Genomic DNA, 25,518 nt, shown 5'->3' on the forward strand with positions numbered 1-25,518 from the left:
ATGATCCTGGGGGCGGATTATGGAATGATGACGCCCTGGAATCCAAGGAGAGAATGTCGAGTCCTTATGTCGGAACAGAGTCGTTATACCCTGCCTGCGAAAGCGGGCGATCATCGTCAGCTCGGCGAACTGATTGGCGCCGCTCAGGCGGTTGAGTGCGCCAGTATTACCGAACGCCACCCGGGTCCGGTGCTGATGATTACGCCGGATATGCAATCTGCCCTGCGTCTGCAGGAGGAGATTCGCCAGTTCACCGATCTGCCGGTCACCAATCTCGCCGACTGGGAAACGCTGCCTTACGACAGCTTCTCGCCGCATCAGGACATTATCTCTGCCCGTCTTTCCACCCTTTATCAACTGCCCAATCTGACGCGCGGCATGCTGATTATGCCGGTCAACACGCTGATGCAGCGCGTCTGTCCGCACAGCTTCCTGCATGGACATGCGCTGGTGATGAAGCAGGGGCAAAAACTCTCGCGCGATGCGCTGCGTGATCAGCTGGAGCAGGCTGGCTATCGCCATGTCGATCAGGTGATGGAGCACGGCGAGTACGCCACGCGCGGCGCGCTGCTGGATCTGTTCCCAATGGGCAGCGATCAGCCCTATCGTATCGACTTCTTTGATGACGAAATTGACAGCCTGCGCCTGTTCGATGCGGACAGCCAACGCACGCTGGAAGCGGTTGACGCCATCAATTTGCTGCCTGCGCACGAGTTTCCCACTGATAAAGCGGCGATTGAGCTGTTCCGCAGCCGCTGGCGCGAGCTATTTGATGTGCGCCGCGAGCCGGAGCATGTCTATCAGCAGGTGAGCAAAGGCACGCTGCCTGCCGGGATCGAATACTGGCAGCCGCTGTTCTTTGAGCAGGAGTTGCCTACCCTGTTCAGCTATCTGCCTGCTAACACGCTGGTACTCAACAGTGGCGATCTGCACGGCAGCGCCGATCGCTTCTGGCAGGATGCTAACGCGCGTTTCGACAATCGCCGCATCGATCCTATGCGCCCGCTGCTGGAGCCTGCAACGTTGTGGCTGCGCCCGGACGCGTTGCTCGGCGAACTGAAAGCCTGGCCACGCATGCAGCTCAGCAGCGAAACGCTGCCAGAAAAAGCCGCCAATACCAATCTCGGCTATCAACCGCTGCCGGAACTGACGGTGCAGGCCCAGGCGAAAGCGCCACTCGATCTGCTGCGTCAGTTCATGGAGCAGTTTGATGGGCAGATCATTTTCTCAGTAGAAAGTGAAGGCCGTCGTGAAAGCCTGCAGGAATTGCTGGCGCGCATCAAACTGCGCCCACAGCCGATTGAACGCTTTGAAGAAGCCGCCAAACAGCCGCACAGTTTAATGATTGGTGCCAGCGAACGCGGCTTTATTGATAGCGCGGGCCATCGCGCGTTGATTTGTGAAAGCGACCTGCTGGGTGAGCGTGTCAGCCGTCGTCGCCAGGATAATCGCCGTACCATCAATCCCGATGTGTTGATCCGCAACCTCGCCGAGCTACATCCCGGCCAGCCGGTGGTGCATCTGGAACACGGTGTGGGCCGTTATATTGGCCTGACTACACTGGAAGCCGGCGGCATTGTCGCGGAATATCTGATGCTCTCCTATGCGGGCGACGCCAAGCTGTACGTGCCCGTTTCATCACTGCACCTGATCAGCCGTTACGCGGGTGGCGCGGATGAGAATGCCCCGCTGCACAAGCTGGGCAGCGATGCCTGGTCACGCGCACGCCAGAAAGCGGCGGAGAAAGTGCGTGATGTGGCGGCCGAACTGCTGGATATCTACGCCCAACGCGCGGCCAAAACCGGCTTCGCCTTTAAGCACGATCGCGATCAGTATCAACTGTTCTGCGAAGGCTTCCCGTTTGAGACTACGCCGGATCAGGGCCAGGCCATTAATGCGGTGCTGAGCGACATGTGCCAGCCGCTGGCAATGGATCGTCTGGTGTGCGGTGACGTAGGCTTTGGTAAAACTGAAGTGGCGATGCGCGCCGCCTTCCTCGCGGTGGAGAATGCCAAACAAATCGCCGTGCTGGTGCCCACCACCCTGCTGGCGCAGCAGCATTACGATAACTTCCGCGACCGTTTCGCCAACTGGCCAGTGCGCATTGAGATGCTGTCACGCTTCCGTAGCGCGAAAGAGCAGAGTCAGGTGCTGGAACAGGCACGTGAAGGCAAAGTGGATATTCTGATCGGCACGCATAAGTTGCTGTCAAACGACCTGAAATGGCACGATCTCGGTCTGTTGATTGTCGATGAAGAGCACCGTTTTGGCGTGCGTCATAAAGAGCGTATTAAAGCGATGCGCGCGGACGTTGATATCCTGACGCTCACTGCTACCCCCATCCCGCGTACGCTGAATATGGCGATGAGCGGCATGCGCGATCTGTCGATCATTGCAACACCGCCAGCCCGCCGTCTGGCAGTGAAAACCTTTGTGCGCGAGTACGACAGCCTGGTGGTGCGTGAAGCGCTGCTGCGTGAAATTTTACGCGGCGGTCAGGTTTACTATCTCTACAACGATGTTGAGAACATCGAAAAAGCCGCACAGCGGCTGGCGGAGCTGGTGCCGGAGGCCCGCATCGCCATCGGCCACGGCCAGATGCGCGAGCGCGAGCTGGAACGGGTGATGAATGATTTCCACCACCAGCGTTTTAACGTGCTGGTGTGTACCACCATCATCGAAACCGGTATTGATGTGCCGAGCGCCAACACCATCATCATTGAGCGTGCTGACCACTTTGGCCTGGCGCAGCTGCATCAGCTGCGTGGCCGCGTCGGGCGCTCACACCATCAGGCCTATGCCTGGCTGTTAACGCCGCATCCAAAAGCCATGACCACTGATGCGCAGAAGCGTCTGGAGGCGATTGCCTCGCTGGAAGACCTGGGCGCGGGCTTTGCGCTGGCGACGCACGATCTTGAGATTCGCGGTGCCGGCGAGCTGCTGGGCGAAGATCAAAGCGGCCAGATGGAAACGATCGGTTTCACGCTGTATATGGAACTGCTGGAAAACGCCGTGGATGCGCTGAAGGCCGGGCGCGAGCCATCGCTGGAAGATCTCACCAGCAACCAGACCGAAATCGAACTGCGCATGCCTGCGCTGCTGCCGGATGACTTTATCCCGGACGTGAACACGCGTTTGTCACTCTATAAACGCGTTGCCTCAGCCAGTGACGAGCAGGAACTGGCTGAACTGAAGGTTGAGATGATCGATCGTTTTGGCAAGTTGCCGGATGCGGCGCGCAACCTTCTGGATGTGGCGGCTTTACGTCTGGTGGCGCGAGAACTGGGCGTGCGTAAAATTGAAGCCAGTGAAAAAGGCGGATTCTTCGAGTTCGCGCCGCAGAATCATGTCGATCCTGGTTGGTTGATTGGCCTGCTGCAAAAAGATCCTAAACAGTGGAAGTTGGATGGTCCGACCCGTCTGAGATTCACTCGTGATTTGGAAGAGCGCAAAGTGCGGATGGAGTGGATTCAGGGCTTCATTGCCGAGCTGGCGAAGAACCGGATTTAGCGTCCTCAGCCGCATCTCGCCTGGCGAAGCGATACATTGCGCTTCTGCATGCAACATGGGGGCTATCGGGACGCGAGATGAATCTCGCCGCGCCGATAGCCACCATAAAAAAAGCGCCTTACGGCGCTTTTTTCGTTACTGCTGCTGTGACGTGTCTTTGCCCAATCAGGCCTGATTCGAATTCAGGATCAGCTGACCATTACGGTCAAGCGGAATGCGGGTGCCAGGGTCATTTTCCATGCGGATTTTGCCCTGCTGGTCGCCTATTTTATAGGTCACATCATAACCCAGCATTTTTTCCTGTTTGTCATAAACGGTTTTGCAACGCTGCTCGTTGGTGGTGTAGGTATCACGATCCTGCAGTGCCCCTTGCACCTGGTTACCACCGTAACCGCCCGCCAGCGCGCCCGCTACCGTTGCAACATCGCGCCCACGACCGCCACCAAACTGGTGACCGAGCACGCCGCCCGCCACTGCACCCAATACCGAACCGGCGATGCGGTTCTCATCCTGTACCGGACGACGATGCGTTAACGTCACGTTGCGACACTCCTGTCGCGGTTGTTTAATGCTCTCTTTAATCGGCGTAGCCGAGAGAACTTGTGCATACTGCGGGCCGCGATCAAAGACATCCATGCTGGCGACGGCGGCAACCCCTAACGCTGCTGCCACGCCGATACCGATACCCGCTAACATTGATTTATTCACAGGAATGTCCTCCTGAATGTTGTTACCGCGCATTCCTGCCGCTACGAAATCCTGTGTAGCCGAGGCATAACCGGCGTGCGCGCCGCGCCGTGTTTGTGGATATAAGTTTTACAGATGGTCCGTAATTGCAACATCAGATTAATGGAGGAAACGCAGCGGAAAGCCGTCAGGGCCAGTTTTTCGGAGAGTTCTGAGAGAGGCTGAAATACCGCCGTAACCTTAAACTGAATTGTCGTTTTTCAGCGGGTTACGGCAGGCAGAGCGGCATCGGGCGGCAGAGGACCGCCCGAAAACATTAGTGCAACTTGAGGCGAGGACGCAGCACGCGGTTCAGGCTACCGACCAGCATCATCAGGCCGGTTTTGAAGTATCCATGGAGCGCAATCTGGTGCATGCGATATAGAGAAATGTAGACGAATCGCGCAATGCGCCCTTCTACCATCATCGAGCCGCGCATCAGGTTACCCATCAGGCTACCCACGGTGGTGAAGCGCGACAGTGATACCAGAGAACCGTGATCTTTATAGACGTAGGCTTTGAGCGGTTTGCCTTTGCGTTGCGCCAGAATATTTTCCAGCGCGCGTGACGCCATCTGGTGTGCAGACTGCGCGCGCGGTGGCACAAAACCGCCGCCCGGTAGTGCGCAGGAGGCGCAGTCACCAATCGCGTAGATGTCATCATCCAGCGTGGTTTGCAGCGTGTCTTTCACCACCAACTGATTGATGCGGTTGGTTTCCAGCCCGCCAATCTCTTTCATAAAGTCCGGCGCTTTAATACCGGCAGCCCACACCATCAAGTCAGCATTAATAAATTCGCCGCCTTTGGTATTGAGCCCCTCTTCTGTTGCGCTGGTCACCATGGTTTGCGTCAGGACGCGCACGCCGAGCTTGGTCAGTTCCTGGTGTGCCGCAGCAGAAATGCGCGGTGGCAATGCTGGCAGAATACGCTCACCGGCTTCCACCAGCGTCACGTTCAGTGCAGAGCTATCAAGGCCTTTGTAGCCATAGCTGTGCAGCTGCTTCACGGCATTATAGAGTTCTGCTGACAGCTCAACGCCGGTGGCACCGCCGCCGACAATCGCAATGTTCACTTTTTCCAGGCTACCTTCACTGGCGGAGAAGCGCAGGAACAGGTTAAGCATCTCGTTGTGGAAACGACGAGCCTGATGCGGGTTATCGAGGAAGATGCAGTGATCTTTCACACCCGGAGTGCCGAAGTCATTGGAAGTACTGCCCAGCGCCATCACCAGACGGTCATAAGCCATCTCGCGCTGCGGTACCAGTAATTCACCGTTAGCATCACGGATTTCCGCCAGCTCAATGGTTTTGTTTTCGCGGTTGATTTGCGTCAACGAACCCAGCTGGAACTGAAAACCGTGATTACGCGCGTGCGCCAGATAGCTCAGGGCATCGATCCCTTCGTCCATCGAACCGGTTGCCACTTCATGCAACAATGGCTTCCACAGATGGCTGTGGTTGCGATCGACGAGAATAATCTCGGCTTTCTTGTTCCTGCCCAGCTTGTGACCGAGCTGCGTTGCCAGCTCTAAGCCGCCGGCACCACCGCCAATAATGACGATTTTTTCCATAGATGTAGTCAACAAAGACCCCCTCAAAGTTGTAAACCAATAGTTAATTAATGGTTACTAAAAACCTTAATAAACATAGGGTTGGCGACGTTAAATCGCGAGCTGAGGGCAGAATATCACGGCGCTAACGACATATCATAAGAAAATTGATGTACATCAATCTTTCAAGCGCATTATCAGAATGTTAAACGTTTTGTGCGCCGCATCACACGGCGCGCGGAGGCTCAGGCAAGGGATTTAAAGGCCTTAATGCGGTGTAAATGCGGCGAGATGTTCTTGAATTTATGGCTGGCCTGTTCGTCCCACACGATTTCATAGAAAGGATGCAGTTGTGCGGCCGTGCGCTGATTATCCAGCGCCTCGTCATGGCGGGACAAAATGGTCAGGCAGCGATCGCGATTCTTTTCACGAAAATCACTGACGCACTTGGTGGCGATATCCAGATACTCTTCCGGACGATCAATCTTGCCTTCCATGTTCTCATACGGGAATAGGTTGGGATTGAAAATCACCTGACGCATACCGCAGAGAAAACCGATACGTTCGGCCCAGTAACCACCCAGCCCCACCCCGCAAATCAAGGGATACGCGTCACCGCCCTGCTGCTGCAATTTATCGCACTCTTTCAGCAGAAACTGCATGTCATGTTTGGGGTGTTGCGTGCTGTAACTGATGAGTCTGACGTCCGGGTCAATAAACTGCAGTTGCAGCACTTTTTCGTGGTTGCCCGGACTATTGGAATCAAAACCGTGCAGATAGATGATCATGATTATCCTCAGCGTGGAATGAAATCCGGGCAGCGACGCTTATCTGCCCGACGCTTTATGCTCCAGCCAGCGCTCCTGTAATGCGCTCAGCTGATGATGATTCTGCTTCCAGCGTTCACTGGATTGCAGTGATTCTCGAGTGTAACGTCCCTGATGGTATAACTGCGTGACACGCTCCGCCTGGATCGGCGTCAAGTTATCCAGCACACTTACCGCCCCAGCACGCTGATTGCACACCAGGATCATGTCGCAGCCCGCATTGAGCGACTGCTGTGCGCGCTCAGCATAACTGCCCATTACCGCAGCTCCTTCCATCGACAGATCGTCGGAGAAAATCACCCCGTTAAAGCCGAGTTCTTTACGCAGCACGGTTTGCAGCCAATAAGGTGAGCCGCTGGCAGGTAATGGATCGATCTCAGTATAGATAACGTGCGCCGGCATCACGGCATCCAGCAGTTGCTCATCAATCAACTGCTTAAAGATCGCCATATCATGCTGGCGCAGTGTGGCGGCATCACGCGGGTCGCGCGGGGTCTCTTTGTGGGAGTCAGCGCTCACCGCACCGTGGCCGGGGAAATGTTTGCCGGTGGTTTTCATGCCCGCTTCGTGCATGCCGTTGATAAAACGGCGAGCAATTTGCAATGCAATCGTCGGATCTTCGTGGAAGGAACGGTCGCCAATCGCCGCGCTGATGTGGCCGATATCCAGCACCGGCGCAAAGCTGATGTCGATATCCATGGCAATCATTTCCGCGGCCATCTGCCAGCCCGCCTGCTGTGCCACTTCACCCGCGGTGGCGATATCGTGCAAAGCGGCAAAAGATTGCATCGCCGGGAGTGTGGTAAAGCCTTCACGGAAGCGCTGCACCCGTCCGCCTTCCTGATCCACGGCGACCACTAAACGATTACGCGAAGCAGCGCGAATCTGACGTACCAGTTCCGCCAGCTGATCCACATCGTGAAAGTTGCGGGCAAACAGAATCAGTCCGCCCACCAGCGGATGCTTCAGAATCTCGCGCTCTTCGGCGTCGAGTTCGTAGCTTTCAACATCCAGCATTAATGGGCCGGGGGTATTCATGGTCATGGTTACAATCCTGAGTTAAAGATCCTGCCAGCTGGCCTGCGCCAGCTGTTGCAAATGAGGGTCACCGCTCTGTTCAGCACGCAGCTGATACCAGCTCGCCATCAGCAGATGCAGCCACGGCTGCCAGCGCCGCATATGTCGCTTAAGTCGCGCTTCGTCAAGCTGGCTGCGTTGCGCGTAACCCGCAATCCAGTCGATTGGGTGTTCACCATCGACCGCGCAGAGCGCCGCGAGTTCCAATGCCACATCGCCATCGGCAGAATATTCCCAATCGATGAGACGTAAGCCGTCTGACGTGGCAATCACATTGCCCGCGTGAACATCCATATGAATCGGCACGAGGCGTAACGGCCGGGGTTCACCCTGCCTGATCAGGCGCTGCAGTTGATGTTGCCAGCGCCAGTGGCGTTGCTGACACAGCTGCCAGTAGTGTTGCAACAGCGGTGTCAGTCGCAAGCGATAGCCTGTCAGCGGCTGCTGATGCAGGCGATGTAGCAAGGCAAGCACCGCATCACGCTGTTGATTGAATTGCTCAGGAGTCAGCACCTCGCCGGGCAACCAGCTCTGTAATAACCAGGGATGATGCCAATCCAGTGGCGTCGGCCCGAGTTGCGCAGCACGCATTCGACGCAAGATGCGATATTCGCGTTGGCGATCAACAAACGGGAGCGGTTGCTGTGGCGCACGACGCGCCAGCAGCTCACCCTGCTCGGTTTTCACCCGCACACTGTTGCCACTCAATCCCGGCAGCGCGAAAAAATGACCGGCAGCTTGCGCCGTCGGCCATTGTTGCTGAATCCGTTGTTGCAGTATGGGATCAGGGTTGAGCAATACCATTGCCTGACCAGATAATTTCACCGGTCTGCACCAGCATCAGCTGCATCTGCAGCGTTGGCGCTTTCACATCGCCCTGAGCACTGCTGTAAAGCACATACTGCGCGTTGACATTGCGTGCCAGGCCAATGGCTTTGCTGCGCGAATTGAGGCTGTCATCGGCGGATAAGCCCAGCGTCTGTTTTGCCTGTGCCAGCTGTTCTGGCGTCACTAGCGTGAATTTGCCGTTGTTTGCCAGCGCATTCTGGATGGCGTCGGTGGCTTTATCACTCTGCAACGCTCCGTTGGTGCTGTTCTTGATGCGATCCACCAGCAGCACGCTGCCTGGATTCACACCAGCAGACTGCACCATATTCCCCACTAACGGCTGCACGCTGGCATTCCAGTTAATGGTTTTCAGTTTTGGCGGCTGCGGCACCGTTTCCGGCGGCGGTACCGGCTGCACAGGTGGCTGCTCCGGTTGGGTTGGCGTCGTCGGCTGGGTCGGTTCAACCGGCGCTGGGGTTTGCTGTTTCACCACACAACCGGTGAGCATCAACGCAAATAACAGCGCGCTGGAACGTTTTACACTGCGAATCACAGGTTACTCCTCAGAGATAAAGATAGAGACGCACCTTACTGGCGGTCAGGTTACCGATTTGCGAGACAACTTCTGTGCTGCCATGCGCCGGGACGATTTGAGTTTGAGCCGGCTCTTCCGGTGTTATCTCCAGCCCCTTCTCGTCGTACCAATAAAAACGATAGTGAACGGTCACCGGCGTTTCCCGCTGATTATAGAGCACACTTGAGGCGCGCATCTGCCCATCACGGCTGGCCAGCGTGGGTTCGTCGGTAATGATGCCCGCAGAAAGCACGGAAGATTCCATTACCAGCGATTGCGAGGTGTTGATCATCGGTTTGTCACTGCTGCACCCGACAAGGGTCAGCAACAGCAGGCCACTCAGCCATTGACGCATCACAAGGTCCGCCTGAGGTTAGATTGACAGCATCGGACCCAGCGGCTGACCGCCGACCAGGTGCATATGAATATGATAAACCTCCTGACCACCATGCTGATTACAGTTCATGATCAGACGATAGCCATCCTCGGCAATCCCTTCCTGTTTCGCGATTTTCGCCGCCACGGTAATCATACGGCCCAACGCATGCTCGTGTGCTTCCTGCACGTCATTGGCGGTGGGGATCAATACATTAGGGATAATCAGAATGTGCGTTGGCGCTTTAGGCGCGATGTCGCGGAAGGCGGTGACCAGTTCGTCCTGATAAACCACGTCGGCGGGGATTTCGCGACGAATGATTTTACTGAAAATGGTTTCTTCAGCCATGGTGCATTTCCTTAAGCCTGAGTTCAGTCAGGCAGTATGCGCGAGGAATTCGTTTGCTTTCAACCTCAGTACCACTTTTCTTCTGTTAAATGGCTGCCTTTACGCCATTTCATCCCCCAGACAGCATTGCTGTGCTCTCCCTCTCAAATTTACGCCATCGCAGATCACCAAAATGAAACGCCGTTTTATAAATTAGAGATATCACGCCAGTTTCTTTGTGTTTTTGCCACTCAACCGACAACCCTTGCCAAATCACGAAGGTTTGCCGTTGCGCGGCGCTCTACTTTCTATCCAATCCGGGCAAGCAGTACGGAGCAATGAGGGATGTGTCATCCGTCGATTTCAAGGAGAAGCTGCCATGCAGTCTCGTAAGATTGGTCTGGGCCATTATCTGGCTTACGGTTCCGGGGATTTCCTCGGCGCCGGCACCACGGCGCTTACCGCCGCCTGGTTGCTCTATTTCTACACTACCTTCTGTGGGCTTTCGCCGATTGAAGCCACCTTTATTTTTGCTGCAGCCCGCGTGCTGGATGCGGTCGTCAGCCCGCTGATGGGTTTTCTCACCGATAACTTCGGATCCACCTGGCTTGGCAAGTGCTTCGGTCGCCGCAAGTTCTTTATCCTGCTCGGTATTCCGTGTGTTTTCAGCTATAGCCTGATGTGGATCGGCGACATGAGTTTCTGGTGGTATCTGCTGACCTATCTGCTGTTCGATATGGTCTACACCATGATTCTGGTGCCGTACGAAACGCTGGTGCCGGAGATGACCGACGACTTTAAACAAAAGACCCGCTTCTCCGGCGCACGTATCGCGCTGGCACAACTGTCATCGATTCTGGCCGCCTTCCTGCCAGGCATCCTGATTGGCTGGTTTGGCAAAGAGAATCCCATCTCCTTCTTTTATGCCAGCCTGGTGTTCTCGGTCATCTGTGCGCTGGTGCTATTCCTGGTGTGGCGCTTCACCTGGGAACGCGCACCGGAGGATTTTTCCGCCGAGTCACGTCGGGCTGAAGAAGAAAAGGCGCAACTCTCGCTGTTCCAAAGCCTGAAACGACTGTATATCGAGCTCGCCTCCACGCTGCGCATCCGTATCTTTCGCCAGCATCTTGGCATGTATCTGGGCGGTTACATCGCTCAGGACGTCTTTAATGCGGTATTTACCTGGTACGTGGTGTTTGTACTGATGCAGAGCGCGCAAATCGCTTCCAGCCTGATGGGAACGATGGCGGTGCTGCAATTTATAGCGGTGATGGCAATGATCCCGCTGTGTATACGCCTCGGACCGGCCCCAGCCTATCGTCTGGTGGTGATGCTGTTTGGCCTCAGCGCCCTCTCCTACGCTGGACTGTGGTACAGCGGGATGAACGATAACTTCGCGCTGTTAGTGCTGATCTCGGCCTTCGCCGGTTTAGGACGTGGCGGCATCAACTACGTGCCATGGAATACCTACACCTATATTGCCGATGTCGATGAAGTGATCACCGGACAGCGACGTGAAGGCATATTCGCCGGGATCATGACATTGACGCGTAAAGCCTCGCAGGCCGGTGCCGTGATGATCGTTGGCATCATGTTGCAGCTGGCGGGTTTCACCTCCGGTAAAACTGAACAGATTCCTGCGGTGGGCCATACCATTCTGCTGATCCTCAGCGTCGGCACCGTTGGGGTGCTGATCTGCGGCTTTATTGTGTCGCTGCGCTTCAAACTGAATCTGCATACCCACACTGTTTTGCGCGAAGAGACGCTGAAGATGCGTGAAGCGGGCCGTGTGGTCCCGGAACGTATAACACCGCAGGCGCGCACCATCGTCGAAACCCTGGCGGGTATGCCGTATGAAAACTTATGGGGCAACAACAACGTCGGTTACCTCAACCGTAACAAGCCCGCAGCGCTCGCGCTATCCACGCATCGCGGCACGCTTCACTCTCTCCCTACCCTGATTAACGATAGGAATGAACCATGACTGTATTTCCTGTAAAACACAGCGCCTTGTTGTGCCAGCCTGAATACCTGTTGCCACGCAGTGAATTAGTGCAACTCATCCACAAACTCACTGACAATCTGGTCAATATCACCGATCACAGCGGCGAGTTTTTGCTGCGGCTGGATGATGGCCGCGTCATTGACACTAAAGGTTGGGCTGGCTGGGAATGGACGCACGGCATCGGGCTGTATGGCATGCTGCATTACACCCAGCAGACGGGCGATCAGGCAACCCTGAAGATTATCGATGACTGGTTTAGCGCGCGCTTAGCAGAAGGCACACCGACAAAGAACGTGAACACGGTATGCCCGTTCCTGACGCTGGCTTATCGTTATGAAGAGACCGGTCATGCAGCATGGCGGCCGGTGCTGGAACGCTGGGCTGAGTGGGTGATGTATGAAATGCCGCGCACTAAGCAAGGCGGTCTACAGCACATCGTTTACAATAACGAAAATACCCAGCAGCTGTGGGACGACACCTTAATGATGAGCGTGATGGCGCTGGCGAAGATTGGCCAGTTACTCGATCGCCCGGAGTTTGTTGAAGAAGCCAGCTATCAATTCCTGATCCACACTCAATACCTGATGGATCGTCAAACCGGTTTGTGGTTCCACGGCTGGACCTTCGATGGCCGACACAATTTTGCTAATGCCCGCTGGGCACGAGGCAACAGTTGGCTGACCATCGTGATCCCGGATTTCCTCGAAATGATGAACTGGCCGGAACAACATGCCACGCGTCGTTTCCTTCAGCAGGTATTGGCCAGTCAGGTCAAGGCATTAGCCGCTTGTCAGTACAGCAGCGGTCTCTGGCATACCCTACTCGACGATCCACAAAGCTATCCGGAAGCGTCTGCCACGGCGGGATTCGCTTATGGAATCCTCAAAGCGGTGCGTAAACGCTATTTATCTGACGAGTATCGCCCGATGGCGGAAAAAGCCTTGCGTGGCGTGATCGCCAATATTGATGAAGACGGGGAGTTAAAACAGGTGTCGTTTGGCACCGCAATGGGCAGCGATTTGGAGTATTACCGCCAGGTACCGCTGACGTCGATGCCCTATGGTCAGGCGATGGCGCTGCTGTGTCTGACGGAGTATCTGCGGGTTTATCTGTAATCGCATTTACATTGAAGTGGGAGATAGCGACGGCAGACATGTATAGCGACGCGTGACAGGAACCATAGGCCGTGAAACGTAGCATGACTACCAAATGCCGCTAACACCGATACCCTAATTTCTGGCGATGAGTCTGCTAAGTCCAGTGAGGAACGAGGGTTTTATCCCATACCGCACCTAAGGTGAGGTGCGAGGGAGCGGCGGCAGAGGAGTAAAGCGTCCCGCGACAGGGATGTCGCGGGCCGAGCCCCAGGGATGGTTTATGGCGTCTTTACGATCTGCCGCCGCTTCATCGCACAGGCTCGGCCTTTGCCTTGACCTTGACCTCAGGCCGAGCCCAATCCTTTACATATTACGAATATAATCATCCATCTCAGTTTTCAGGTTATCGGACTTGGTCCCGAAAATCGCCTGAACACCGGAACCGGCCACCACCACGCCACGCGCGCCGAGGTTTTTCAGTTCAGTTTGATTCACTTTTGCCACATCTGCGACACTCACACGCAGACGCGTAATACAGGCATCAAGATTGGTAATGTTCTCTTTACCACCAAATGCAGTCACCAGTTTGCCTGCCATCTCGCTACCGGTAGCGCTGCTCTGCTCCATTGCAGTGTCCTCACGTCCAGGTGTTTTCAGATTCAATTTCACAATCAGCACACGGAAAACGGTGTAATAAATCAGGCCGTAAATGATACCGACAATTGGGAACAACCAGATCTTGCTGCTGTTACCGCTCAGCACCACAAAGTCAATCAGACCGTGTGAGAAGCTGGTGCCATCACGCATGCCCAGCAGAATACAGATTGGGAACGCCAGACCCGCCAGAATCGCATGGATCACATACAGAATCGGCGCCACGAACATAAACGAAAATTCAATCGGTTCGGTGATACCGGTCAGGAACGAGGTCAGCGCGGCGGAGATCATAATGCCGCCCACTTTGGCGCGGTTTTCCGGCTTAGCCGAGTGCCAGATAGCAATCGCAGCCGCAGGCAGACCGTACATTTTGAACAGGAAGCCGCCAGAGAGTTTACCTGCGGTTGGATCGCCCGCCATATAGCGTGGGATATCACCGTGGAACACCTGACCTGCGGCGTTGGTGAACTCACCAATCTGCATCTGGAAAGGCACGTTCCAGATATGGTGCAGACCAAACGGCACCAGCGAACGCTCAACGACACCGTAAATGCCGAACGCCACCACCGGGTTCTGATAAGCCGCCCATTGTGAGAAATCCTGAATCGCGGTGCCAATCGGTGGCCAGATAAAGGACAACACGATACCAGTGAAAATCGCGGTCAGACCGGAAATGATCGGCACAAAACGTTTACCCGCAAAGAAGCCAAGATATTCAGGCAGCTTGATACGGTAGAAACGGTTGAACATATACGCGGCGATGGAGCCGGCAATGATCCCGCCCAGCACCCCGGTATCGGCAAGGTGTTTGGCCTCAATTTCCGCTGGCGGCAAGTGCAACACCAGTGGTGCAACCACCGCCATGGTTTTCACCATGATGCCGTAAGCCACCACGGAAGCCAGCGCCGATACGCCATCGTTATTGGTAAAACCGAGCGCCACGCCAATCGCAAAGATCAGCGGCATGTTGGCGAACACGGAACCGCCCGCCTCCGCCATGACATGTGAAACGACAGCAGGCAACCAGCTGAAGTTAGCCGAACCAACACCTAATAAAATACCGGCAATCGGCAAAACCGATACCGGCAACATTAGCGATTTACCTACTTTTTGCAGGTTCGCAAATGCGTTCTTGAACATAAAAGCTCCTGAGTATGAGTGCATATTTGCGCAGTGCGCTGGCAAAGGGGGAGGATCCTTCACCGGGGTGACGCTGAGCGTCTTTTGATTTATTACGAAGGGTAAAATAAATCGATATTTGTTACTTTGACGGCTATCACGTTTCGCTCAAGACGAACGCTTGCTTTCTGTTGTTTTTGACTGAATTGCCTGGAGAAACAGCAATAAATCACTGCCCGTGCCGCGTTATATGCCGCACAGGTCAGTGATTATAGAATTAATACGGAGTTTAAAATAAAGCGGATTAGCCGCCGAGTCGGCTCATTGGGACATGGAACAGACGCGAGAAGTTTTCTGTGGTCGCTGCAGCCAGGGTTTCGATATCCACACCCTTCAGCACAGCCATATAATCCGCGACATCGCGCGTAAAAGCTGGCTGATTTTCTTTGCCACGATGCGGAACCGGCGCCAGATACGGCGAGTCAGTCTCGACCAGCATGCGATCCAGCGGCACATAACGCGCGGCATCACGAATCTGCTCAGCATTGCGGAAGGTCAAAATGCCGGAGAAGGAGATATAAAAGCCCATATCCAGCAACTGCGCCGCAGTCTCTTTATCTTCAGTAAAGCAGTGCAACACGCCACCACATTTTTCCACCTGCTCTTCACGCAGGATTGCCAGCGTGTCTTCACGTGCATCACGGGTATGTACGATGATCGGCTTATTCAGCACGATGCCGGTACGGATGTGTTCACGGAACGAGGCTTGCTGCTGCGCTTTGGTCTCCTGCTGATAGAAATAATCCAGCCCGGTTTCGCCCAGTGCTATCACCTGCTCTTCAGCTGCCAGTCGACGAAACTCTTCGACATCGTACGGTGCTTCCTGATTTAACGGATGCACGCCGCACGCCAGGGCGATGTTTTCCCTGTCGCCGACCAATTTCTTGATCTTGTAGTAATCCGGCAGCGTGGTGGCAATCGCCAGCATAAACTTCACGTCACGCGCGGCGGCTTTGGCGATCACATCGTCCAGATCGCGATGCTGCTTCTCATAATCCAGGCCATCAAGATGGCAGTGCGAATCAACAATAAACATACTTCTCTCTTTTACGCTTAGCCGACCGCCATGGGCGACATTAAGCGTCCCCAGGCTAACAGGCGATCGGTCAAAATCAGTTCACGGTTCAGGGCGGCGACATGCAACAGTTGCTCACGACACTGCATCCACTGCTGGGCGCTGGCGTTGAGCGCACTGCTGTTAAGCTGCTGAGCCAGTTGCGATACGACCTCAGGATGGTCGCCGTTGCTTAACCAGTTGCTGGCACCCTGCTGCACTTTCATGGCATCCACCAGTAATGAAATCAGCCAGCTGAGGCGCTCTGCCACATCGTCGCTGTTCAGCGCGGGCAGCAGTTGCAGTACATCGCGGTTCAACGCGCTGAGCAAGGTTTCACACAGCTTCTCACGTGCCTGCCAACGCTCAGGCTGCAGCAGGGTCAACGCCGCAGCAGGTGCGCCATTGCTCAAGCGCAGAGCGGCTCGCAGTACTGGCTCGGATTGCGGCAACTGTTTCTGCAGCCATTGCAAACTGGGCAACTCTTCTGGTGGGGAAAGATGCCATGTCATGCAGCGGCTGCGCAAGGTTGCCAGCAAACGTGATGGCTCACGGACGCTGAGGAAAAACCAGCAGTTGGCAGGAGGCTCTTCCAGCGTTTTCAACAACGCATTGGCGGCGGCTTCAGTGAGCTGCGCCGCATCCGGCAACCAGACAATCTTTGCTCCGCCCTGCTGAGCAAAATGGTAGAGCTTCTCGGTGACGTCACGTACCGCATCAATACCCAGTGAAGATTTGCCTTTTTCTGCTTCCAGACGATACCAGTCAGGATGCGTCTGCGCCTGCATCAGCTGGCAGCCGTGGCAATGGCCGCAGCTCTTCAAGCCTTCCGGATGTTGGCACATTAACCAGCGGCTAACACCCCACACTAACGCATCGTCACCCATGCCATTAATGGCCTGTATCAGCAAGGCATGGTGTGCCTGACCGCTTTGATGACGGCTGATAATCTGCCGATAGGGCTGATTCAGCCACGGATACCAGTTCATGCCGCCTGACCTGCCAGCCATTTTTGTAGCGCTGATTTAAGTGACGATGTCACTTCTGCAATATTTTGTGTGGCATCAATGGTTAAAATGGTGTCATCGCTGGCAGCCAACGCCAGATAACGGTCACGTGTGCGTTCAAAGAAACGCAGTGATTCTTGCTCAATACGATCGAGTTCCCCGCGAGCACGCGCGCGTTGCAGGCCAATTTCCGGTGTCACATCCAGGTAGAGGGTCAAGTCCGGACGGAAGTCGCCCAATACCGCATCGCGCAGGGTGGCCATCAACTGCGTATCCAGGCCACGGCCACCGCCCTGGTAAGCCTGGGATGAGAGGTCGTGACGGTCACCAACCACCCAGGCGCCACGCGCTAACGCAGGCTTAATCACGTTCTCGACCAATTGAACACGGGCGGCATACAGCATCAGCAGTTCGGCTTTGTCAGTCACCTGTTCGCCATCAATTCCCTGCTTCACCAGCACGCGTAATTGTTCTGCCAGCGGCGTGCCGCCGGGCTCACGGGTGAACACCACATCGTCGATACCCTGCTCATGCAGCACCGCCACAATGGCATCACGCGCAGTTGTTTTGCCCGCGCCTTCAAGGCCTTCAATGACGATAAACTTACTTTTCATTTTTTTCCTTCATAGCCAGCCGATAGACCTGCACCGCTTTATTATGGCTGGCGAGATTGGTGGTAAAGGTATGTCCGCCTTTGCCATCCGCGACAAAATAGAGATAGTTGGTTTTTTCTGGATGCGCCGCCGCTTCCAGCGAGGCTCGGCCTGGCATCGCGATAGGACCAGGCGGCAAACCGCTAATCGTGTAGGTATTGTAATCGGTCGGCGTTTCGAGGTCTTTACGCGTAATCGTACCGGTGTAGTTATCACCCATACCGTAAATCACGGTAGGGTCGGTTTGCAGCTTCATGCCGGTGCGCAAGCGATTAATAAATACCGAGGCAACGCGCGCGCGCTCTTCCGTCACGCCGGTCTCTTTTTCGATAATCGAGGCCATGGTGACCAGATCTTGCTCATTTTTATAAGGCAGATTGTCCATCCGCCCCTGCCAGATCTCATCCACCAGTTTATTCATGCGCGTGTGTGCCCGCTCCAGCAGCGATATATCACTGGTGTTAGCTGTATACAAATAGGTGTCGGGATAGAAAGCGCCCTCAAGCTGATTTGCATCCATTTTCAGCGCAGCGGCGACAGTCGCAAACTGATCGTCAGTTAGCGTATGTTTGATATAGGGCGCTTGACGCAGTTCGGCCAACCACTCCTTCAGGCGCGAGCCCTCGACAAACCGTACCGGAAATTGCGCTTCTTTACCGCTGGCCAGCAACTGCAACAGCTGTCTTACCGTCATATTGCTTTCCAGTCGGTAGGTGCCGGCTTTGAACTTCGCGAGTTCAGGCTCAAGTTTCAAAAGCGGCCCAAACCAGATACTTTCCGGAATGATGTGTTGGCTTTCCAGTTGCGCTTCCAGCACGACCCGACCACTACCCGCGGGCAATGTGTAGATCGTTTCCTGATTAATGGTCAAAGGGGTATCGGCAAAACGTTCAATCTGCCAATAACTCAATGCCGCCGCGAGGCCGGCAATCGCCACAGCGCTGGCGAGTATTTTTTTCATTCGGGTCATGATGCTTCCATCTTCTGGCAACTGTTATACAGCTGCTGGTACAGCGTGCGTGCGGTGAACGAAACATCGTCAATTTTCCGCACAGGTAAAACCGGCATCAGGGCATTGCAGATCACCACTTCATCGGCGTTCAGCACATCCTCCCTGCTTCCTTCAATCAACTGACAAGCCTGGCCTTCCGACGCTATCTGCGCCATCAGATAACGGCGCATAATGCCATCGACACCCGCTTGCTCAAGACGCGGCGTGAAAACCTGATCACCTTTGCGCCAGAATAAATTGGCCGCACAGCATTCCACCACCGTCCCTGCAGTGTCAAGCACCAGCGCCTCATCAGCATCGGTGTAGTCAAGCTGCTGACGGATCAGCACCTGTTCCAGTCGGTTAAGATGTTTGAGACCGGCGAGCAGTGGATTGCGCGCCAGTCTCACTGGGCTGGTTATGAGCGCTGCGCCCTGCTGCTGCAAAGTGGTGTAGTGTTGCGGCCACGGAGAAAGGGAGAGGATGCGCGTCGGGGTTGTGCAACCGGTTCGGCTATATCCCCGTCCACCGACGCCTGGCGTCAGAATCACTTTTAAAACGGACTGGGTTTGACCATTGGCGGCATGCTGCATCTCCTCGGCCAGCTGCGCCATATCCGGTAAGGGAATGAATAAACGCTCACAGCCTTCCTGCAATCGCTGCAAATGAGCATTCAGCAGTTGTATCTTGCCTGCCACTACCGCAGCAGTGGTAAAACAGCCATCACCAAACTGCACCGCGCGATCGCGCGCAGAAAGTTCGAACTGCTCTACGCCGTTTATCCACATACCGCTCACCTTTGGCTACCCTGCCAGTCTGAATACCACTGACAGCGGTAAGAATCCACGCCACTGCGTGACAAAATATAAAAAAAGGCCCGCATTGCGGGCCTCTGTTTGGCTGGGTAAAACTTAGACCTTGCGGAAGATCAGCGAGCCGTTGGTGCCGCCAAATCCGAAGGAGTTACACAGCGTGTACTCCAGTCCGCTCACCTGACGTGCTGTATGCGGCACGAAGTCGAGGTCACAACCTTCATCTGGGTTATCCAGGTTGATGGTTGGCGGAACTGCCTGGTCGCGCAGCGCCAGAATCGAATAAATCGCTTCTACCGCGCCTGCTGCACCCAACAGGTGCCCAGTCATGGATTTGGTAGAACTCACCATCACGCTGTGAGCCGCTGCACCAAATACAGACTTGACCGCCTGAGCTTCAGCTTTGTCACCCGCTGGCGTTGAGGTGCCATGCGCGTTGACGTAGCCAATCTGTTCAGCATTCAGCTGCGCGTCACGCAATGCATTCACCATCGCTGCTGCAGCACCTGAACCATCCTCCGGCGGGGACGTCATGTGGTAAGCATCGCTGCTCATGCCGAAACCGACGATTTCAGCATAAATTTTCGCACCGCGCTTTTTCGCATGCTCGTACTCTTCCAGCACCACAATGCCTGAACCATCGCCCAATACGAAACCATCACGGTCTTTATCCCACGGACGGCTTGCCGCCTGCGGATTATCGTTATTGGTTGAGAGCGCACGTGCAGCACCAAAGCCACCCACACCCAGCGGGGTACTGGCTTTTTCAGCACCACCGGCCAGCATGACATCGGCGTCGTTGTACGCAATGATACGCGCAGCATGACCAATGTTATGCACGCCTGAAGTACAAGCGGTTGCAATAGAAATGCTTGGACCTTTCAGACCGTACATGATGGTCAGGTGACCTGCCACCATGTTAACAATGGTAGAAGGAACAAAGAACGGGCTGATTTTGCGCGGACCGCCGTTAACCAGTGAACTGTGGTTGTCTTCAATTAAACCCAGTCCGCCGATGCCGGAACCGATAGCTGCGCCGATGCGACCGGCATTCTCATCAGTCACGACCAGACCGGAGTCCGCCATAGCCTGAATACCAGCCACAATGCCGTATTGGATGAAGTCATCCATCTTGCGCTGATCTTTGCGCGAGATGAATTCATCGCAATTAAAATCTCTTACTAAGCCCGCAAAGCGTGTTGCGTAGGCACTAGTATCAAAATGGTCGATCAGGCTGATGCCGCTCTGACCGGCAAGGAGAGCACTCCAGGTAGACTCTACGGTATTGCCGACAGGAGACAACATGCCAAGACCAGTCACAACTACACGACGCTTAGACACGTACGTCCTCCAGGGAGGGAAAAAATAACGCTATGTGGGGCAAACATAAAACTCAGGCGGTCGAGGTGACCGCCTGAAGATATTCATTAGCCTTGGTGGCTATTGATGTAATCGATCGCTGCCTGAACGGTAGTGATTTTCTCAGCTTCTTCGTCTGGAATTTCAGTATCAAACTCTTCTTCCAGAGCCATTACCAGCTCAACGGTGTCAAGAGAATCTGCGCCCAGGTCTTCAACGAAGGAAGCGGAGTTCACAACTTCTTCCTGCTTAACGCCCAGCTGTTCGCCGATAATTTTCTTAACGCGTTCTTCGATAGTGCTCATACTCTTAAATTTCCTATCAAAACTCGCTTTCGCGATGGTTTTCGTAGTGTATAAAATGTTGAAAAAGATGCAACAAAATCCCGGCTGGTCGAACCACGATTTTGCGCTATTCTGCGGTGTTTACCGCAGATAATGCAAATGTTTTCGTGATTATCAGACCATGTACATGCCGCCATTGACGTGGAGCGTCTCACCCGTGATGTAAGAGGCTTCGTCAGAGGCTAAGAATGCAACAGCATTGGCAATCTCCTGCGGGTCGCCTAAACGACCTGCCGGCACTTCTGCCAAAATGCCCGAGCGCTGATCTTCGTTCAGTGCACGCGTCATGTCCGTTTCAATAAAGCCCGGAGCCACGACGTTTACGGTAATGCCACGTGACGCGACTTCTCGCGCCAGTGATTTGCTAAAGCCAATCAAACCTGCTTTTGCTGCCGCATAGTTTGTTTGACCCGCGTTACCCATGGTTCCAACTACAGAACCGATGGTAATGATACGGCCCACGCGTTTTTTCATCATGGCACGCATAACCGCCTTAGAAAGACGGAAGACTGATGTCAGGTTGGTATCGAGGATATCCGCCCACTCATCGTCCTTCATGCGCATCAACAGATTATCACGCGTAATGCCTGCATTATTGACTAAAATGTCCACTTCGCCAAATTCAGCGCGAACTTTCTCGAGCACGCTCTCAATAGAGGCCGCATCGGTCACGTTCAACAGCAGACCTTTGCCGTTATCGCCGAGGTAAGCACTGATTGCTTCCGCACCGCTTTCGCTGGTGGCGGTTCCCACCACTTTCGCACCGCGCGCAACCAACGTTTCCGCGATTGCACGGCCAATGCCGCGGCTTGCGCCAGTCACCAGCGCTACTTTACCTTCAAAGCTCATGTTTTTCCTCTTATTCCTGTGTAAGCGCCGCAGAGAGTGAAGCAGAATCGTTCACGGCTGCAGCGGTCAGGCTATCCACAATACGTTTGGTCAGACCGGTCAGGACTTTACCTGGACCGATTTCCAGCAACTGGCCAACGCCTTGGGTGGCAATAAATTCAACAGCTTCGGTCCAGCGCACCGGGCTATACAGCTGGCGAACCAGTGCACTGCGGATTGCCACGGCATCGGTTTCACACTTGACGTCAACGTTATTGACGACAGGCACAGATGGTGCGTTGAAAGTGATGCTTTCCAGTGCCACAGCCAGTTTATCTGCTGCAGGCTTCATCAACGCGCAATGCGAAGGAACGCTCACAGGTAATGGCAACGCACGCTTGGCACCGGCCGCTTTACAGGCAGCACCTGCACGCTCAACCGCTTCTTTGTTACCCGCGATAACCACCTGGCCTGGCGAATTGAAGTTCACCGGCGAAACCACCTGACCTTGCGCGCTTTCTTCACACGCTTTACGGATAGACTCATCATCAAGCCCGATGATTGCCTGCATGGCACCGGTCCCTTCAGGAACCGCTTCCTGCATCAGTTTGCCGCGTAATTCGACTAACTTGATTGCGTCCGCAAAGTTCAATACGCCAGCACAGACCAGCGCAGAGTATTCACCCAGGCTATGGCCGGCCATCAGCGCAGGCTGCGGGCCATTTTTGCTCTGCCAGACGCGATAAATCGCGACGGAGGCCGCCAGCAACGCAGGTTGCGTCTGCCAGGTCTTATTCAGTTCTTCAGCTGGACCTTGTTGTACCAACTGCCATAAGTCATATCCCAGTGCATCAGAAGCTTCACGGAAAGTGGCTTCAACCTGCGGGTTTTCCACAGCCAGATCGGCCAGCATGCCGACGGTCTGTGAGCCCTGTCCTGGGAAAACAAAAGCAAATTGTGTCATCTGTCGTTCCTGTCAATCAAAAGCGAACCAGCGCAGAACCCCAGGTGAAACCGCCACCAAAGGCTTCCAGCAAAATCAGTTGGCCAGGCTTGATACGGCCATCTCGCACCGCTTCATCCAGTGCACTTGGCACCGAAGCCGCTGAAGTGTTGCCATGACGATCCAGCGTCACCACCACTTTTTCCATGCCCATGCCGAGCTTTCTGGCCGTTGCGCTGATAATGCGCAGGTTGGCCTGATGTGGCACTAGCCAGTCGAGCATTTCGCGATCAAGGTTGTTGGCTTGCAGCGTCTCGTCCACGATATGGGCAAGCTCGGTCACAGCGACTTTAAAGACTTCATTACCGGCCATCGTGAGATAGGCTGGCTCATCCTGATGTTCACGATCCTGATACGGCAGCGTCAACAGCTTGCCATAACGACCGTCAGCATGCAGATGCGTTGACAGGATACCGGGCTCTTCACTTTGCCCCAGCACCACAGCGCCAGCGCCGTCACCAAACAGGATGATGGTGCCACGATCGTTAGGATCGAGGGTGCGGGCTAAGACGTCCGCACCGATCACCAGCGCGTGTTTGACCACACCGTTTTTGATGTACTGATCGGCAACGCTAAGTGCATAGGTGAAACCTGCACATGCAGCGGCCAGATCGAAAGAAGCGCAGTCATTGATCTCCAGCATCTGTTGAATCATGCACGCTGAACTTGGGAAGGCATGGCTGGAAGAGGTGGTCGCCACGATAATCAGACCAACATCGCTGGCCGCAACGCCTGCCATTTCCAGCGCGCGCTGTGCAGCCGCGAAGCCCATAGTGGCAACCGTTTCATCTGGCGCGGCAATACGGCGCTCACGGATACCGGTACGCGTGACAATCCACTCGTCCGAAGTCTCCACCATTTTTTCCAGATCCGCATTGGAGCGAACCTGCTCAGGCAAATAGCTACCCGTACCGATAATTTTGGTAAACATCTACGCTTTGTCACTCCTGGCTAATACAGCGTCAAGGCGCGCCGCAATCCTCTCTGGGACTTGCCTGCGCACCGCCTGCTCTGCCTGCTCTATCGCCACGGCAAACGCACGTTGATTCGCCGCACCGTGGCTTTTGATCACTGTTCCGCGCAATCCTAACAGACAAGCGCCATTGTACTGGTCGGGGTTGAGATGGCCGAAACGTTTAGCCAGACGCTTTTGCAGCCAGCGCCCGACCCATTTCAACCACCACGCCCGTTTTTTCCCATCCTCTGACGACTTGAGCAGAGAAAGAAACATTCTTACCACGCCTTCCATGGTTTTAAGCGTGACGTTTCCCACGAAGCCATCACAGACCAGCACATCCGTCTTGCCGGTGAGGAGATCATTCCCCTCAAGATAACCAATATAGTTGATTTGCGGCGTATCCCGCAGAACCGCAGATGCTGTGCGAATCGTTTCCAGTCCCTTGGTCTCTTCCTGCCCAATGTTGAGCAGCGCGACACGCGGTCTGTCGATTTCCAGCACTTCCTCGGCCATAACAGCGCCCATGATGGCAAACTGCACCAACATATCGCTATCCGATTCCACATTAGCGCCGAGATCCAGCACCACCGTTTTACCCTGCTGCTGATGCGGCAGAACGGTCATAAGCGCCGGACGCTCAATGCCATCCAGCGGCTTCAATAACATCTTAGCCAGACCCATTAACGCGCCGGTATTGCCTGCACTGATACAGGCTTGCGCGTTCCCCTCTTTCACCAGCTCGAGTGCCACACGCATCGAGCTGCCGCGGCTGTTTCGAATGGCTTGTGAAGGCTTGGCATCACTTGCAATAACCGATTCGGCAGGGATCACCTGCACACGCCCCAGTAACGAGGAATCCGCTTTGGCAAGAAATGACGAGATGATGTCGGGATCACCGACCAGAAGAAGAACCAGATTCGTATGAGAGGCCAGTGCCTGCAAGGATGCAGGCACTGTCACGCAGGGACCGAAATCCCCGCCCATGGCATCAACTGCCAGGGTCAAACGTGTCAAGGTATCGCCTTGCGTAACCGCAAAGAATTACTTGGTGATAACCTTGCGACCGCGGTAGTAACCATCCGCAGTGATATGGTGACGCAGATGAGTTTCACCAGAAACTTTATCTACTGACAGAGCTGCGGTGGTCAGCGCATCGTGCGAACGACGCATACCACGCTTAGAACGGGTTGGTTTATTCTGTTGTACGGCCATGGACCTTACTCCTATTACTTACGCTTTAAACTGGCTAATACGGCAAAGGGATTTGGTTTTTCTGCCTCTTCAGGCAACTTGCCAAATACCATGTCCGCGTCGGACACTTCACAGTGTTCAGAATCATGCACCGGAACTACAGGCAGCGCGAGGATGAGTTCATCTTCGATAACTGCCAGCAAGTCGATTTCGCCGAAATCATTGATATCAACTGGCTCGTAAGCTTCCGGCAGTGCCTCGGCCTGCTCATCAGAAGAGACAGGACTGAAGCAATAGCTTACGTGGACAGCATGCGGGAATGACTGGTTGCAGCGTTGACACGACAATGTCACCTGCACATCAGCTGTTCCTTGCAGAACCGCTAAGCGCTGGTTGTCAATCGCAAACGACATGGTGCATTCCACATCACTGTCCACACTCACGACCGTTTCGGCCAGGCGCGCCACCAATTCAGGTGCATACACACCTTGGTAATCAAGGCGCTTTTGCGCGGCGCGGGCCAGATCGATCGTCAGGGGTAATTTTACCTTTTGCATAGGGCGCGCATATTAACTTTGTAACGTCA

The 25,518-nt window shown here is 54.7% G+C and carries 25 protein-coding genes; 3 read left to right on the forward strand and 22 right to left on the reverse strand.

From position 1 onward, the window contains the following. Positions 1-66 precede the first annotated feature (66 nt). Positions 67-3,510 carry a transcription-repair coupling factor gene (gene mfd / locus RT340_RS01885; RefSeq protein ID WP_211727788.1) on the forward strand — a complete coding sequence of 1,148 codons (3,444 nt, stop codon included), beginning with the start codon at positions 67-69 and terminating at the stop codon, positions 3,508-3,510. Between the two features lie 165 nt (positions 3,511-3,675). Here the strand turns inward: mfd and RT340_RS01890 are convergent, their stop codons facing one another. From RT340_RS01890 to hinT, 8 genes are all read right to left on the reverse strand, one after another. After that, the gene (locus RT340_RS01890) at positions 3,676-4,218 is read right to left on the reverse strand and encodes a glycine zipper 2TM domain-containing protein (RefSeq protein WP_034822117.1); all 543 of its coding nucleotides are present in this window, start codon (positions 4,216-4,218) and stop codon (positions 3,676-3,678) included. A 295-nt stretch (positions 4,219-4,513) separates the two neighbouring features. After that, positions 4,514-5,818 (reverse strand): NAD(P)/FAD-dependent oxidoreductase, encoded by a 1,305-nt coding sequence (locus RT340_RS01895; RefSeq protein ID WP_034822063.1) that lies wholly within the window; start codon positions 5,816-5,818, stop codon positions 4,514-4,516. Positions 5,819-6,030: 212 nt separating this feature from the next. Further along, positions 6,031-6,573 (reverse strand): alpha/beta hydrolase YcfP, encoded by a 543-nt coding sequence (ycfP, locus tag RT340_RS01900; RefSeq protein ID WP_034822066.1) that lies wholly within the window; start codon positions 6,571-6,573, stop codon positions 6,031-6,033. A gap of 39 nt (positions 6,574-6,612) precedes the next feature. Further along, positions 6,613-7,656: a beta-N-acetylhexosaminidase gene (nagZ, locus tag RT340_RS01905; protein WP_097119627.1), complete on the reverse strand. Its 1,044-nt coding sequence runs from the start codon at positions 7,654-7,656 to the stop codon at positions 6,613-6,615. 15 nt (positions 7,657-7,671) lie between these two features. Then, on the reverse strand, positions 7,672-8,514 hold the full coding sequence (gene thiK / locus RT340_RS01910) for a thiamine kinase (RefSeq protein WP_370522986.1): 843 nt from the start codon (positions 8,512-8,514) through the stop codon (positions 7,672-7,674). After that, the gene (lpoB, locus tag RT340_RS01915) at positions 8,474-9,070 is read right to left on the reverse strand and encodes a penicillin-binding protein activator LpoB (protein ID WP_283003964.1); all 597 of its coding nucleotides are present in this window, start codon (positions 9,068-9,070) and stop codon (positions 8,474-8,476) included. The genes thiK and lpoB overlap by 41 nt, the downstream gene beginning before the upstream one ends. Before the next feature lie 10 nt (positions 9,071-9,080). After that, positions 9,081-9,446, reverse strand: a complete 366-nt coding sequence (locus tag RT340_RS01920; RefSeq protein ID WP_058959574.1) for a YcfL family protein — start codon at positions 9,444-9,446, stop codon at positions 9,081-9,083. Positions 9,447-9,464: 18 nt separating this feature from the next. Further along, the gene (gene hinT, locus RT340_RS01925) at positions 9,465-9,815 is read right to left on the reverse strand and encodes a purine nucleoside phosphoramidase (RefSeq protein ID WP_058959575.1); all 351 of its coding nucleotides are present in this window, start codon (positions 9,813-9,815) and stop codon (positions 9,465-9,467) included. Positions 9,816-10,173: 358 nt separating this feature from the next. Here hinT and RT340_RS01930 point away from each other — a divergent pair, with 358 nt between their 5' ends. Next, positions 10,174-11,778, forward strand: coding sequence for an MFS transporter (locus tag RT340_RS01930; RefSeq protein ID WP_313373755.1), 1,605 nt, complete (start codon positions 10,174-10,176; stop codon positions 11,776-11,778). Beyond that, positions 11,775-12,914: a glycoside hydrolase family 105 protein gene (locus RT340_RS01935; protein ID WP_313373757.1), complete on the forward strand. Its 1,140-nt coding sequence runs from the start codon at positions 11,775-11,777 to the stop codon at positions 12,912-12,914. The genes RT340_RS01930 and RT340_RS01935 overlap by 4 nt, the downstream gene beginning before the upstream one ends. Positions 12,915-13,259: 345 nt before the next feature. On the opposite strand, the gene ptsG is transcribed toward RT340_RS01935, so the two are convergent. The 14 genes from ptsG to yceD all read right to left on the reverse strand — a co-directional run bounded on the left by ptsG (position 13,260) and on the right by yceD (position 25,489). Further along, on the reverse strand, positions 13,260-14,693 hold the full coding sequence (ptsG, locus tag RT340_RS01940) for a PTS glucose transporter subunit IIBC (RefSeq protein WP_058959578.1): 1,434 nt from the start codon (positions 14,691-14,693) through the stop codon (positions 13,260-13,262). A 283-nt stretch (positions 14,694-14,976) separates the two neighbouring features. Further along, positions 14,977-15,768 carry a metal-dependent hydrolase gene (locus RT340_RS01945; protein WP_313373760.1) on the reverse strand — a complete coding sequence of 264 codons (792 nt, stop codon included), beginning with the start codon at positions 15,766-15,768 and terminating at the stop codon, positions 14,977-14,979. A gap of 17 nt (positions 15,769-15,785) precedes the next feature. Continuing rightward, complete coding sequence (gene holB, locus RT340_RS01950; RefSeq protein ID WP_160868223.1) at positions 15,786-16,775, reverse strand: DNA polymerase III subunit delta'; 990 nt, start codon at positions 16,773-16,775, stop codon at positions 15,786-15,788. Further along, positions 16,772-17,407 (reverse strand): dTMP kinase, encoded by a 636-nt coding sequence (gene tmk / locus RT340_RS01955; protein ID WP_097119620.1) that lies wholly within the window; start codon positions 17,405-17,407, stop codon positions 16,772-16,774. Before tmk ends, holB begins: the two co-directional genes overlap by 4 nt. After that, positions 17,397-18,416, reverse strand: coding sequence for an endolytic transglycosylase MltG (gene mltG / locus RT340_RS01960; RefSeq protein ID WP_097119619.1), 1,020 nt, complete (start codon positions 18,414-18,416; stop codon positions 17,397-17,399). The genes tmk and mltG overlap by 11 nt, the downstream gene beginning before the upstream one ends. Continuing rightward, the gene (gene pabC, locus RT340_RS01965) at positions 18,413-19,225 is read right to left on the reverse strand and encodes an aminodeoxychorismate lyase (RefSeq protein ID WP_097119618.1); all 813 of its coding nucleotides are present in this window, start codon (positions 19,223-19,225) and stop codon (positions 18,413-18,415) included. Before pabC ends, mltG begins: the two co-directional genes overlap by 4 nt. A gap of 123 nt (positions 19,226-19,348) precedes the next feature. Further along, positions 19,349-20,590, reverse strand: a complete 1,242-nt coding sequence (fabF, locus tag RT340_RS01970) for a beta-ketoacyl-ACP synthase II (RefSeq protein ID WP_211727783.1) — start codon at positions 20,588-20,590, stop codon at positions 19,349-19,351. Positions 20,591-20,676: 86 nt separating this feature from the next. Further along, the gene (gene acpP / locus RT340_RS01975) at positions 20,677-20,913 is read right to left on the reverse strand and encodes an acyl carrier protein (protein WP_277269761.1); all 237 of its coding nucleotides are present in this window, start codon (positions 20,911-20,913) and stop codon (positions 20,677-20,679) included. Between the two features lie 153 nt (positions 20,914-21,066). Further along, on the reverse strand, positions 21,067-21,801 hold the full coding sequence (fabG, locus tag RT340_RS01980; protein ID WP_034830697.1) for a 3-oxoacyl-ACP reductase FabG: 735 nt from the start codon (positions 21,799-21,801) through the stop codon (positions 21,067-21,069). A gap of 10 nt (positions 21,802-21,811) precedes the next feature. After that, the gene (gene fabD / locus RT340_RS01985) at positions 21,812-22,744 is read right to left on the reverse strand and encodes an ACP S-malonyltransferase (RefSeq protein ID WP_160832491.1); all 933 of its coding nucleotides are present in this window, start codon (positions 22,742-22,744) and stop codon (positions 21,812-21,814) included. Between the two features lie 16 nt (positions 22,745-22,760). Then, positions 22,761-23,714 carry a beta-ketoacyl-ACP synthase III gene (locus tag RT340_RS01990; RefSeq protein WP_034830694.1) on the reverse strand — a complete coding sequence of 318 codons (954 nt, stop codon included), beginning with the start codon at positions 23,712-23,714 and terminating at the stop codon, positions 22,761-22,763. After that, positions 23,715-24,755 carry a phosphate acyltransferase PlsX gene (gene plsX, locus RT340_RS01995; protein WP_034830692.1) on the reverse strand — a complete coding sequence of 347 codons (1,041 nt, stop codon included), beginning with the start codon at positions 24,753-24,755 and terminating at the stop codon, positions 23,715-23,717. Positions 24,756-24,782: 27 nt separating this feature from the next. Next, on the reverse strand, positions 24,783-24,953 hold the full coding sequence (gene rpmF / locus RT340_RS02000) for a 50S ribosomal protein L32 (protein WP_007885783.1): 171 nt from the start codon (positions 24,951-24,953) through the stop codon (positions 24,783-24,785). Between the two features lie 14 nt (positions 24,954-24,967). Next, the gene (gene yceD / locus RT340_RS02005) at positions 24,968-25,489 is read right to left on the reverse strand and encodes a 23S rRNA accumulation protein YceD (RefSeq protein ID WP_034830691.1); all 522 of its coding nucleotides are present in this window, start codon (positions 25,487-25,489) and stop codon (positions 24,968-24,970) included. Positions 25,490-25,518: the final 29 nt, after the last annotated feature.

The organism is Pantoea sp. CTOTU50773 (assembly GCF_032082325.1).
Taxonomy (GTDB): Bacteria; Pseudomonadota; Gammaproteobacteria; order Enterobacterales; family Enterobacteriaceae; genus Pantoea; species Pantoea communis.

What these genes read in the sequence shown, in the direction of transcription:
- nagZ (WP_097119627.1), bottom strand. Translation starts at nt 7,656, where the DNA reads ATGACCATGAATACCCCCGGCCCATTAATGCTGGATGTTGAAAGCTAC.
- RT340_RS01990 (WP_034830694.1), bottom strand. Translation starts at nt 23,714, where the DNA reads ATGTTTACCAAAATTATCGGTACGGGTAGCTATTTGCCTGAGCAGGTT.
- RT340_RS01920 (WP_058959574.1), bottom strand. Translation starts at nt 9,446, where the DNA reads ATGCGTCAATGGCTGAGTGGCCTGCTGTTGCTGACCCTTGTCGGGTGC.
- RT340_RS01930 (WP_313373755.1), top strand. Translation starts at nt 10,174, where the DNA reads ATGCAGTCTCGTAAGATTGGTCTGGGCCATTATCTGGCTTACGGTTCC.
- rpmF (WP_007885783.1), bottom strand. Translation starts at nt 24,953, where the DNA reads ATGGCCGTACAACAGAATAAACCAACCCGTTCTAAGCGTGGTATGCGT.
- ptsG (WP_058959578.1), bottom strand. Translation starts at nt 14,693, where the DNA reads ATGTTCAAGAACGCATTTGCGAACCTGCAAAAAGTAGGTAAATCGCTA.
- RT340_RS01945 (WP_313373760.1), bottom strand. Translation starts at nt 15,768, where the DNA reads ATGTTTATTGTTGATTCGCACTGCCATCTTGATGGCCTGGATTATGAG.
- mfd (WP_211727788.1), top strand. Translation starts at nt 67, where the DNA reads ATGTCGGAACAGAGTCGTTATACCCTGCCTGCGAAAGCGGGCGATCAT.
- hinT (WP_058959575.1), bottom strand. Translation starts at nt 9,815, where the DNA reads ATGGCTGAAGAAACCATTTTCAGTAAAATCATTCGTCGCGAAATCCCC.
- pabC (WP_097119618.1), bottom strand. Translation starts at nt 19,225, where the DNA reads ATGTGGATAAACGGCGTAGAGCAGTTCGAACTTTCTGCGCGCGATCGC.
- tmk (WP_097119620.1), bottom strand. Translation starts at nt 17,407, where the DNA reads ATGAAAAGTAAGTTTATCGTCATTGAAGGCCTTGAAGGCGCGGGCAAA.
- fabG (WP_034830697.1), bottom strand. Translation starts at nt 21,801, where the DNA reads ATGAGCTTTGAAGGTAAAGTAGCGCTGGTGACTGGCGCAAGCCGCGGC.
- fabD (WP_160832491.1), bottom strand. Translation starts at nt 22,744, where the DNA reads ATGACACAATTTGCTTTTGTTTTCCCAGGACAGGGCTCACAGACCGTC.
- RT340_RS01935 (WP_313373757.1), top strand. Translation starts at nt 11,775, where the DNA reads ATGACTGTATTTCCTGTAAAACACAGCGCCTTGTTGTGCCAGCCTGAA.
- yceD (WP_034830691.1), bottom strand. Translation starts at nt 25,489, where the DNA reads ATGCAAAAGGTAAAATTACCCCTGACGATCGATCTGGCCCGCGCCGCG.
- holB (WP_160868223.1), bottom strand. Translation starts at nt 16,775, where the DNA reads ATGAACTGGTATCCGTGGCTGAATCAGCCCTATCGGCAGATTATCAGC.
- mltG (WP_097119619.1), bottom strand. Translation starts at nt 18,416, where the DNA reads ATGACCCGAATGAAAAAAATACTCGCCAGCGCTGTGGCGATTGCCGGC.
- acpP (WP_277269761.1), bottom strand. Translation starts at nt 20,913, where the DNA reads ATGAGCACTATCGAAGAACGCGTTAAGAAAATTATCGGCGAACAGCTG.
- ycfP (WP_034822066.1), bottom strand. Translation starts at nt 6,573, where the DNA reads ATGATCATCTATCTGCACGGTTTTGATTCCAATAGTCCGGGCAACCAC.